Raw genomic sequence first — 10,672 nt, 5'->3', positions numbered from 1 at the left:
CGCTTACGCGCGCCGCTTGCCGAGATCGGCGATGTCGACCTTATGGGTTTCGCGCGCGGTCGATGCGGCCGCGGCCGAGGCGACGCAGCAACCGGCGACGAAGAGCGCAACCGGAATCCAGCCGTTCGGTCCTTCGCCGACGAGGCTCGCGCTCACCAGCGGCGTGAAGCCGGCGGCGAGGAAGCCGAGCTGGGTGCCGATCGCGGTGCCCGAATAGCGCACGCGCGCCTCGAACATCTCCGCATAAAACGACGGCCAGATCGCGTTGGGCGCGGAGTAGACGATGTACAGGCCAATCGCGGCGGCGAAGATCGCGGGCGTGCTGCCCGACGTCACCAGCATGAAATAGGGGAACAGCAGCACGGCGCAGCCAAGCACGCCGCCGATGAACACCGGCTTGCGGCCGATCTTGTCGGCGAGCAAGGCCCAGAGCGGCTGGGCGAACAGCGCCACGACGTTGCCGAGCACGCCGGCCCACAGCATGGTCGGACGCGCGACGCCGAACTTGCTGGTGGCATAGCCGAGCGCAAACACCGCGGTCATGGTGCTGACCGTCGCGATCAGCGCGCAGGCGATGACGCGCAGCACGTCCGGCCAGTAGTCACGCAGCAGCGCGACCACGGGAAAGCGCGCCACTTGCGCCTTGTCCTTGATGTCCTCGAACACGGGCGTTTCCGGCATGGTCCGCCGCACCAGGTAGGCGACAAGCAGCACCAGCGCGGAGAGCAGGAACGGAATGCGCGAGCCCCAGCTCAGCAGCTGCTCTTCCGGCATGCTGGCTATGGGAATGAATACCAGCGTCGCCAGGATCGCGCCGGCCTGGGTGCCGCTCAGGGTCCAGCTCGTGAAGAAGGCGCGGTTGGAATTGGCGGAATGCTCCAGCGTCAGCGAGTTCGCCCCGCTCTGCTCGCCGGCCGCCGACAGGCCCTGCAGCAGGCGCAGCAGCGTCAGGATGATGGGCGCGGCGTTGCCGATCGTCTTGGCATCCGGCAACAGGCCGATCGCCAACGTTGAGCAACCCATCACCACCAGCGTGAACAGCAGCACCGTCTTGCGGCCGATGCGGTCGCCGAAATGGCCGAGGATGACGGCGCCGACGGGACGCGCGATATAACCGATGCCGAACGACAGCAGCGCGAGCAGCGTCCCGGTCGCGGGATCGACATTGGCGAAGAACACTTTTGGAAAGATCAGCGCCGCCGCGGTGCCGTAGATGAAGAAGTCGTAGTATTCGAGCATGCTGCCGACGAAGCTGACGAGTGCGGCGCGCTTCGGCAGCTTGTTTTGCGTGGTTGCCGCGCCGGATGGCGCGTGCAGCGATGCGATTGAGGTCGAGCTCATCAAAATTCCTCCCCGTGTGCGATGGCGGTCGCGGCTCGCGTCATGCCCGTCCCGGCGGTGCGCGAGTTTTTGCTTTTGGTTGCCGCAATCTTGGTTTCCATCCATAATGTACGAACTAGTACGTTTACGCAAGTCCGCCACGAAAGACGTCGGATTGGGCGAAATTTGCCTTCACCTTCAAGGTGATCCATAGAAACGGTCGGGAGAAACAGTGATGCTCGAGCGCATGCCACCCCCATCGAAGCGCACCAACGACCCCGAGCGCACCAAGCGCGACATCCTCGAAGTGGCGATGGCCGAATTCGCCTCCGAGGGCTATTCCGGCGCCCGCGTCGACGCCATCGCGGCGCGAACCCGCACCTCGAAGCGGATGATCTATTATTATTTCGGCGGCAAGGAGCAGCTCTATCTCGCCGTGCTCGAGGAAGCCTATCGCAGCATCCGCGCGCTGGAGGATCAGCTCGACATCGCCAGCTGCGACGCGCGCGAGGGCTTGCGCCGGCTGATCGAGGCCACCTTCGACCACGACGAGCGCAATCCGAACTTCATCCGCCTCGTCTCAATCGAGAACATCCACCACGGCAAGCACCTGAAGCAGAATCAGCAACTGCGCCAGCTCAACGCCAGCGTGATCGCAACGCTGGACGGCATCCTCAAGCGCGGCCGTACCGAGGGCGCGTTCCGCGACGACGTCGACGCCATCGATTTGCATCTGGCCATCTCCTCCTACTGCTTCTTCCGCGTCGCCAACCGCCACACCTTTGGCGCGCTGTTCGACCGCGACCTCAGCGAGCCCAGGGTGCTGGCGAAGAGCAGGACCCAGATCGTTGAGATGATCCTGGCCTGGCTGGCGGCAGGGGCTTAGCGACCGCCCTCACCCGCTCCGCTTCTGCCGCGTGCTCGCCAATAGCAACAGCATGAACGACGCCGCCGTCATCAGCGTCGAGATCGCTGCGATGGTCGGATCGATCTCATCGCGGAGCGCGGTGAACATGCGCTTGGTCAGCGGCTGATACTGGCCGCCGGAGATGAACAGCGCGACGATAGTCTCGTCCATCGCCGAGATGAGAGCGAAGATGCCGCCGGCGACCACGCTGGACTTGATCTGCGGCAGCGTCACCGCAAAGAAGCTGCGCAGGCGGTTCATGCCGAGGCTGCGGGCCACCATCTCCTGCGCGGGGTCGAAGCTTTGCAAGCCTGCGAGCACCGAGATAACGACGTAAGGCAGGCCGAGCATCACATTCGCCAGCACGAGGCCCGGCAAGGTCGCCACCAGGCCGACCTTGGCATAGACGAAGAAGATGCCGACCGCGGTGATGATGATCGGCACCACCAGCGGCAGCAGCAGCGTCATGTGGATGACGCGCATGATGCGCAGCTTCGACTGGCTGATGGCATAGGCGGCGGCGACGCCACACGGCGTTGCGATCACCACCGTGAGCAGCGCAACCGTCAGCGTCACCCGCGTCGCCTGCATCCAGGCCGGATTGGCGAAATATTGCTGATACCAGCGCAGCGAGAACGATGGCGGCGGGAAGGTCAGGAAGCGCGCGCTGGAGAACGAGATCGGTGCGATGATCAGGACCGGCAGGATCAGATAGACCAGCACCAGCGTGCTGATCACGTAGAGGGCGATCCGTGCGGGCGAGATGCGCGTCATTTCTGCCCCAGCACGCGATCGAGCGAAATGAACCGGCTGACGACGAAGAAAATCAGGAGCACGCTGAGCAGCAGCACCACGGCGACCGCGCTGGCCGCACCAAACTGGTTATAGAGCTCGACATTGCGGCTCACCAGCATCGACACCATCACCGTGCGGCCGCCGCCGAGCAATTCCGGCGTGATGTAGAAGCCGAGGCAGAGCACGAACACCATGGTGCAGCCGGCGAGCACGCCCGGCAGCGACAGCGGCAGGAACACGCGGGCAAACGTCAGCGACGGGCTCGCACCCAGGCTGGCGCCGGCCTGCATCAGATCGCCGGGGATTTTTTGCATGGTGGCGTAGAGCGGCAGCACCATGAAGGGCAGCAGGATGTGCACGGTAGCGACCACCGTGCCGAACGTATTGTGCGCCAGCGCCAGCGGCTCGGAGATGACGTCGAGATAACGCAACAACTGGTTGATCACGCCGGTGCGCTGGAGCAGTGCGAGCCAGGCATAGGCGCGCACCAGCACGGACGTCCAGAACGGCAGCACCACCAGCGACAGGGTCAGGATGCTCCATCCCTTCGGCACGGAATTGGCGAGATAGGCCACGGGATAGCCGAGCAGCAGCGCGATGATGGTGACTGCGAGGCTGATCTCGAAGGTCAGCGCGAAGCTCCGCCAGTAGATGTCTTCGGTGAAGACGCGGCGATAATTCTCCAGCGTGAAGCCGTCATGGTAGATCGACTGCCAGGCGAGCCAGCCGACCGGCAGCACGATCAGCAACAGAATCACCAGCAGCGCCGGCGACACCAGCGCCAGCATCAGGCCGTGCTCACGGCGCTGATGCTTTTGCGATGGATCTGGCACAGATGTCACCAAGGCTGCCTCACTTCTGCATGAAGGATGCCCAGCGCTTCTCGGCGGCTTCGCCGGCCGGCGAGGACCACCAGGCGTAGGACATCAGCGCCTGCTTGGCCGCATTGGCCGGCTCGCTCGGCAATTGCGCCGCGCGCTCCGGCTTGATCACGCTGGTCTCGAACGCCTTGGGATTGCCCGGGCCGTAATCGATGTTGAGCGGCAGATTGGCCTGGTGCACGGGATCGACGGCCTCGTTGAGGAACTTCACGGCGGTGTCGAGGTTCGGCGCGCCCTTGAGGATGCAGAGCGAGGTGCTCTGCAGGATGCCCTGGTTGTAGGTGAAGGCGACCTTGGCGCCCTCCTTCGCCACCGCGCTGACGCGGCCGTTCCAGGCCATCTCCATGTCGACCTCGCCGTCATTGAGGAGCTGCGCCGACTGCGCGCCTGACGTCCACCACACCGTAATGTTCGGCTTGATCTCCTCGAGCTTCTTGAAGGCGCGATCGACGTCGAGCGGATAAAGCTTGTCAGGCGCGACACCGTCGGCCATCAGCGCCGCTTCCAGCGTGGCGATCGGATGGTTGCGCAGCGCGCGCCGGCCGGGGAATTTCTTGACGTCCCAGAAATCGGCCCAGCTGTTCGGCGCATCCTTCGGGAACGTCTTCTGGCTAAAGGCCAGCACGCTGGAATAGAACTCGTAAGACACCGAGTACGGGCTGCGATAGGCCTCCGGCATCGCCGCCGCGTTCGGGATTTTCGAGAAGTCGAGCTTCTCGATCAGCCCCTGCTCGCCGCCGCGCAGGCAATAGCCGGTCGGCGTGTCCACCACGTCCCAGATCGGCTTGCCGCTGCCGACCTGGGTCTTGATCGCGGGCCAGGCGTCGGGGATGGAATCCTGGTTGATGGTGATGCCGAGCTTCTTGGCGGAGGGATCGAGGATCGCCACCGTCTGCGCCTGCTGATATGCGCCGCCCTGCGAGACGAAGGTGATCTGCTCGGCGGCATCAGCCGCGGTAGTCAATCCCATCGCGCCCAGCAGCGCGCAGCCCAATCCCAAATTCCGTTTCGTGTTCATCCTCGCCTCCTCCATCGCCAAAAAAGATCTCACCGACCGATCGCATCGAGAAACTGGTACCAGCCGGCGACCATGCGCACGGCGGGCTCGCGCAGCGGATAGAACGGAACGGCCTTCATGCGGCTGACGTCGAGCAGCCCGACATCGGGCGTCTCGCCGCGCACGAAGGCGGCGAGATAGCGGCCCATCAGGCTCGACATCGCGACGCCCGCACCGTTGTAGCCCATCGAGACCAGCGTGCGGTCGTCGATCCGGCCGATATGCGGCACCGAGTCCAAGGTCATGCCGACCAGGCCCGACCATTTGTAGGCAAGCGGGACATCGGCCAGATCGGGGAAGATGCCGATCATCGCCTTGCGCAACGCGTCGAAGGCGGCTTGCGAGTCCTGCTTGCCGAAGGCGCCGCGACCGCCGAAGATCACGCGGTTGTCGACCATGCGGAACCAGCGCATCATGCGCTTGGTCTCGGTGTAGGTGCGCCCCGTCGGCATCAGCCGCCCCGCGAGATTGCGCGGCAGTTGTTCAGTCGCGATGATCGCGCTGCGGAACGGGATCAGCGTGCGCTGCATGCGCGCGGTCGCGCCGGTCACGTCGGAATAGCTGTTGGTGGCGATGATCGCCTGCCTGGCGCGCACCGCGCCCTGCGGCGTCTCGGCGACGATGCCGCCGTTCTCGCGCCGGAGTTTGATCACCGGCGATTGCTGGAAGATCGGAACGCCTTGGCGCGCCACGCCATCGGCGAGGCCGCGCAGATAGTTCAGCGGATGGATGCCGCCCGAGCCGGGATTGAGCACGCCGCCGACAAAGATGTCGGAGCCGGTCTCGTCGTGCACTTGCCGCTTGTCGAGGATGCGGACCTCGGCCGAGCCCATCTCGCGCGTCATCCAGTTGGCTTCGTCGATCGCGGCCTTCAGCGTGGTCTCGTTATGCGCGGCCTTGACCTGACCGGTGCGGGTCAGGTTTGCGCTGGTGATACCGAATTCGGAGACCAGCTCCTCGACGATATCAGTGGATTCATGCGCGATCTCATACATGCGCTTTGCCATGGCGCGGCCATGGCTGGCGTCGATCTCGCGGAACGAGAGCCGAAACTTTGCGGTGATCACGCCGCCATTGCGCCCGCTCGCGCCCCAGCCGGGACGGTTGGCCTCGAGCACGATTGACGCGAGACCACTCTTGGCAATGTGGTGCGCGGCGGACAGGCCGGTATAGCCGGCACCAATGATCACCACATCCGCCTGTTGCTCCCCCGACAGGACCGGAAACGCGCGCGCCGGCTCCGCCGTGGCTTCCCACAGCGAATTGGCCGATGGCAGCGCGTTCCAGTCCCGTGTCATGCCGCCGGCCCGATCGCGGCATCCGCGAGCGCCTTCAGCGTCGGGAAATGAAAGTCCGGCTTGGTCAGCGTCTCCACGGCCGGCGTGCCGCCAAAACCGGCGATGCCCTGGCGGCGCTCGATCCAGCACACCTTGTAGCCGAGTTTCCGCGCGATCCCGATGTCGTGGTACTGACTCTGCGCGACATGCAGGATATCGGACTGCTTGTAGCCGAACGCGGACTGACGGCCCTTGTTGTAGGCGAAGAATTCCGGATTGGGTTTTGCAACGCCGGTCTCGTCGGCGCAGACGGTGTCGTCGAAGGGATTGCCGAGCGAGTGCGCGTAACAGGACAGCGCGACGCGGTCGGCATTGGTCATCGCGACCAGCCGGAATTTCGTGCGCAGGCGCTTCAGAGCCTCGACCGAGTCCGGGAAGGGCCCCCAGCGCAGCACCGAAAGCTGGAACATGTCGCAGGACGCGTCGTCAGACGACAGCCCGAGCTCCTTGGCGAGATAGCGATAGACGTGGAACATCACCTCGCTGGAGCGCTCGTAATGCTTGTCGCGGCCGCGCTTGTAGGATTCGAAGATCTTGTCGTCGCTGAGCTCGGCCGGCGTCTTGCCCGAGATCCTGCGCACCGCGGCGAGCACGCCGGTCTCGAAATCGATCAAGGTGCCGACGACGTCGAAGGTGAGGACCTTGAAATTGCTGAACGCGGCTTGGGTCGACATATCGGTTTCTTCTCTCGGTTGGACAAGGCTGAAGTTCAGTCCGCTCTGGGCACGACGATGGTGTCCTCGGGGTGAAGGGTGACGGTGAGGCTGCCGCCGAGCGGTGGGATGCGGCCGTAGGCCTGGTGGTAGCTCGGCTGGCGCAGGCTGAGCGCGATGCCGTCGGTGAGCGAAAGAAAAATGCGCAGGCTCTCGCCCTGGTAGACGATGTCGGTGACCGTCCCGGTCAGGCGGTTGCAGGCGGCGTCCTGCGCGCCGTCGTCGATCAGGAGCTTTTCGCTGTGCACGGCGAGCATCAGGGCGGCGCCGTCGGGAATGGCGCGGGCGCTGCGCAGCAGCGCATTGCCGAGCGCGACGCTGGAGCCATCGACGCGGCGGACCGGCAGCATGGTCGCTTCGCCAATAAAACTCGCGACAAAGGAATCGGCGGGATGATCATGCAGGCGCTCGGGCTTATCAATCTGGATCAGCCGGCCGTCCTTCATCACGGCGACGCGGTCGCTCATGGTCAGCGCCTCGCGCTGGTCGTGGGTGACATAGATGATGGTCGCGCCGATACGCCGGTGCAGCGCGCGCAGCTCGATCTGCATGGATTCGCGGAGCTGCTTGTCGAGCGCGGAGAGCGGCTCGTCCATCAGGATCAGACGCGGCTCGAAGATCATGGCGCGTGCGAGCGCGACGCGCTGGCGCTGGCCGCCGGAAAGCTGCGCAATGCCGCGCTCGTCGTAGCCGGCAAGGCCCACCATCGATAGCGCCGCGCGTACCTTGTCGGGCCAGCTCGCTTTCGGCAGGCGCCGCGCGCGCAGCGGAAAGGCGACGTTCTCGCCGACGCTCATATGCGGGAACAGCGCGTAGTTCTGGAACACGACGCCGATGTCGCGCTTGTGCGGCGGCATCCAGGTGACGTCGCGGCCGCCGAAGAGAACTGTGCCTGATGTCGGCAGGATGAAGCCGCCCAGAATTCCGAGCAGCGTGGTCTTGCCGGAGCCGGAGGGACCGAGCAGCGAGACGAACTCGCCGGCGCCGACATTGAGGGAAACGTCGTCGAGGGCGCGAACGGCACCGTACGCCTTGCTGGCGGACCTGATCTCGACGCTTTCCGCTCGTTTGTTCAACGATCGACCTCGCCTCGTTCCCTGCGATGGCGTGCCTCACTGCGCGCCATAAGCCTGCATTATAGACAGCGTTTTGGAGCATTCGCGGATGCAGCCGTGCGCCGCACCAAATCCTGTTCCGAACACCCCTGTCTTTAGGCTACGATGCCAATGACACCAGACTTGGCAAAACTCGGCAATTGCCAAATTCTCACCGCGCTCATAACATGACGTTATGCCCGAACTGCGCCGGATGCTGCCCTCCAGTAACGCCCTGTTCGTCTTCGACGCAGCGGCACGCAACGGCAGCTTCACGGCGGCCGCCGCCGAATTGAATGTCACGCAGCCCGCGGTGAGCCGCATGCTCGGCCAGCTCGAGGAGCATCTCGGCGTCCGCCTGTTCGACCGCAAGGCGGGCCGCGCGGTGCTCACCGAGGAAGGCGAGCTGTTGTATCGCCGCGTGCTCGAAGGCTTTCGCAGCATCGAGACGGGTCTCACCGAAATCGAGCGGCGCCGCAAGGGCACCGAGACGGTGACGCTGTCGGTCTCCTCCGCCTTCACCACGCATTGGCTGATGCCGCGCATCGACAAGCTGCAGCGGCAGTTTCCCCAGGCCGATCTGCGCTTCCAGCTGATCTCCGGCGCGCTACGCGGGCCGGTCGAGAATGTCGATCTCGGCATGCGTTTCCGCGATCGCGAGGAGCCGTCGTCCGGAGGCACGCTGGTAATGAAGGAAGTGATGCTGCCGATGTGCAGCCCCGGCTATCTCGGCGAGACCGATCCCACCGAGGGCAACACCATCATCCGCCTCGCCGAGACGCCGGGCGACTGGGCCGCGGATTATTCGTCGCTGCTCACCGGCCGGCGTGGCGCCGCCAAGGGGCTGAGCTTCACCGATTATGCCGTCGTGATGCAGGCGGCCCTGCTCGGCCAGGGCATCGCGCTCGGCTGGCTGACGGTCGCCTCGCACTGGTTGCTGACCGGCGCGCTGGTACCGGCTTCCGACCGGCTCACCACCACGCGCCGCATCTGCGAATTCCTGCCGCCGCGCAACCGGCCGATGCGCCCCATCGCTGCGGAGATCCGCGACTGGATCCTCGCCCAGATGCAAAGCGAGATCGCCGCGATCGACAAGCTGTATCCGACGCTCGGCGCGATGGCCGCCTGCTACTGAGTGGCCAGCGAACATTCACGGGAGGTCGTCATGCCCGGACCTGTCCCGGGCATCCACGTTCTTTGTGCCGCGGGGCAAAACGTGGATGGCTGGGACAAGGCCCGGGCCATCCACGTTGTGGAAGCTTCGGCGCCTCTCTCGCTCCACGTCATTGCGAGCGCAGCCAAGCAATCCAGAGTCTTTCCACGGAGGGATTCTGGATTGCTTGGCTGCGCTCGCAATGACGGTTCTTCAACGATGCTCGATCGCGCGGATCGCGCCGCGGAGCTCGGCGAGGCCGCGGAGGCGGCCGATGGCAGTATAGCCGGGATTGGTGCGCTTGGTCGCGGCGAGATCATCGAGCATGCGGTGGCCGTGGTCAGGGCGGAATACGATTTGCTTGTCCGGTGACCGCCGCGCGTTCTCCTTCAACAGCGCCTTGAGCACCGCGACCATGTCGACGTCGCCGTCGAGATGATCGGACTCGTGGAACGTCAGACCATCGGCCTCGCGCTTGGTCGCGCGCAGATGGGCAAAGGCGATACGCGGGCCGAACCGTTCGGCCATCGCAGGCAGATTGTTCTCGGCGCGCACGCCGAGCGAGCCGGTGCACAGGCAGATGCCGTTGGCCTTGGACGGCACGGCGTCGAACAGCGCTTGATAATCCTCTGCCGTGGACGCAACGCGCGGCAGGCCGAACAGCGGGCGCGGCGGATCATCCGGGTGCAGCGTCAGCGACACGCCAAGCTGCTCGGCGACCGGCGCGACACGCGCGAGGAACTCGGCGAGATGCTGGCGCAGGACCTTTGGCGTGATGTCGCGATAGGTCTCCAGCCGGTCGCGGAATTGCGGGATCGTCATCGGCTCGGTGGTCGAGCCCGGCAGCGCGCTGGCGATCGCCATGATGAGATAGTCGATGTCGGCCCGGCTCATCTTCTCGAACAGCGCTTTTGCGCGGGCCTGCTGCTCCGGCGAATATTCCTGCACGGCCGCGGGGCGCTTGAGGATATGCAGCTCGAACGCCGCAAAGCGGTCCTGGTCGAAGCGCATGGCGCGGGCGCCGTTCGGCAGCTCCCATTCGAGATCGGTCCGGCACCAGTCGACCACGGGCATGAAATTGTAGCAAATGATCTTGATGCCGCTGGCCGCGACCGCCTCCAGGCTCGCGATCCACGCTTCGATCGACTGCGTCGCCTTGGCCCCGAGGCGCTTGACGTCGTCGGGGATCGGAATCGATTCCACCACCGACCACGTCAGCTGCGAGCGGCCCGGCTGGCCGTTTTCGATGAAATTCTTGCGCTCCTCGACCGCCTTGCGCGTCCAGGCCTCGCCAATCGGCACCTGATGCAGCGCCGAGACGATATCGCTCGCCCCGGCCTGCCTGACATCGTCGAGCGAGACCGGATCATCCGGTCCGTACCAGCGCCATCCTTCGAGCATCATGTAGAACCTCC

The 10,672-nt window shown here is 65.0% G+C and carries 10 protein-coding genes; 2 read left to right on the top strand and 8 right to left on the bottom strand.

The features are described 5' to 3' along the window. Positions 1-3: 3 nt before the first annotated feature. Positions 4-1,341, bottom strand: coding sequence for an MFS transporter (locus tag ABIC09_RS07065; RefSeq protein WP_354108810.1), 1,338 nt, complete (start codon positions 1,339-1,341; stop codon positions 4-6). A 214-nt stretch (positions 1,342-1,555) separates the two neighbouring features. Here ABIC09_RS07065 and ABIC09_RS07060 point away from each other — a divergent pair, with 214 nt between their 5' ends. Then, on the top strand, positions 1,556-2,206 hold the full coding sequence (locus ABIC09_RS07060; protein ID WP_148749500.1) for a TetR/AcrR family transcriptional regulator: 651 nt from the start codon (positions 1,556-1,558) through the stop codon (positions 2,204-2,206). Positions 2,207-2,215: 9 nt separating this feature from the next. Here the strand turns inward: ABIC09_RS07060 and ABIC09_RS07055 are convergent, their stop codons facing one another. From ABIC09_RS07055 to ABIC09_RS07030, 6 genes are all read right to left on the bottom strand, one after another. Beyond that, positions 2,216-3,001, bottom strand: coding sequence for an ABC transporter permease (locus ABIC09_RS07055; RefSeq protein ID WP_354108809.1), 786 nt, complete (start codon positions 2,999-3,001; stop codon positions 2,216-2,218). Continuing rightward, complete coding sequence (locus ABIC09_RS07050; protein ID WP_354108930.1) at positions 2,998-3,810, bottom strand: ABC transporter permease; 813 nt, start codon at positions 3,808-3,810, stop codon at positions 2,998-3,000. Before ABIC09_RS07050 ends, ABIC09_RS07055 begins: the two co-directional genes overlap by 4 nt. Positions 3,811-3,874: 64 nt before the next feature. Then, on the bottom strand, positions 3,875-4,921 hold the full coding sequence (locus tag ABIC09_RS07045; protein ID WP_354108808.1) for an ABC transporter substrate-binding protein: 1,047 nt from the start codon (positions 4,919-4,921) through the stop codon (positions 3,875-3,877). A 29-nt stretch (positions 4,922-4,950) separates the two neighbouring features. Beyond that, positions 4,951-6,258 (bottom strand): NAD(P)/FAD-dependent oxidoreductase, encoded by a 1,308-nt coding sequence (locus ABIC09_RS07040; RefSeq protein WP_354108807.1) that lies wholly within the window; start codon positions 6,256-6,258, stop codon positions 4,951-4,953. Continuing rightward, positions 6,255-6,971: an HAD family hydrolase gene (locus ABIC09_RS07035; protein ID WP_148749503.1), complete on the bottom strand. Its 717-nt coding sequence runs from the start codon at positions 6,969-6,971 to the stop codon at positions 6,255-6,257. Before ABIC09_RS07035 ends, ABIC09_RS07040 begins: the two co-directional genes overlap by 4 nt. A 35-nt stretch (positions 6,972-7,006) precedes the next feature. Next, the gene (locus tag ABIC09_RS07030; protein ID WP_354108806.1) at positions 7,007-8,086 is read right to left on the bottom strand and encodes an ABC transporter ATP-binding protein; all 1,080 of its coding nucleotides are present in this window, start codon (positions 8,084-8,086) and stop codon (positions 7,007-7,009) included. A 214-nt stretch (positions 8,087-8,300) separates the two neighbouring features. Here ABIC09_RS07030 and ABIC09_RS07025 point away from each other — a divergent pair, with 214 nt between their 5' ends. Beyond that, positions 8,301-9,239 (top strand): LysR family transcriptional regulator, encoded by a 939-nt coding sequence (locus tag ABIC09_RS07025; RefSeq protein ID WP_354108805.1) that lies wholly within the window; start codon positions 8,301-8,303, stop codon positions 9,237-9,239. Positions 9,240-9,470: 231 nt separating this feature from the next. On the opposite strand, the gene uxuA is transcribed toward ABIC09_RS07025, so the two are convergent. After that, positions 9,471-10,661: a mannonate dehydratase gene (gene uxuA, locus ABIC09_RS07020; RefSeq protein ID WP_354108804.1), complete on the bottom strand. Its 1,191-nt coding sequence runs from the start codon at positions 10,659-10,661 to the stop codon at positions 9,471-9,473. Positions 10,662-10,672: the final 11 nt, after the last annotated feature.

The organism is Bradyrhizobium sp. S3.12.5, assembly GCF_040548225.1.
Taxonomy (GTDB): Bacteria; Pseudomonadota; Alphaproteobacteria; order Rhizobiales; family Xanthobacteraceae; genus Bradyrhizobium; species Bradyrhizobium cytisi.
Note: the sequence above shows the minus strand (reverse complement) of the source record. Positions and strands in the feature narration are given on the sequence as shown.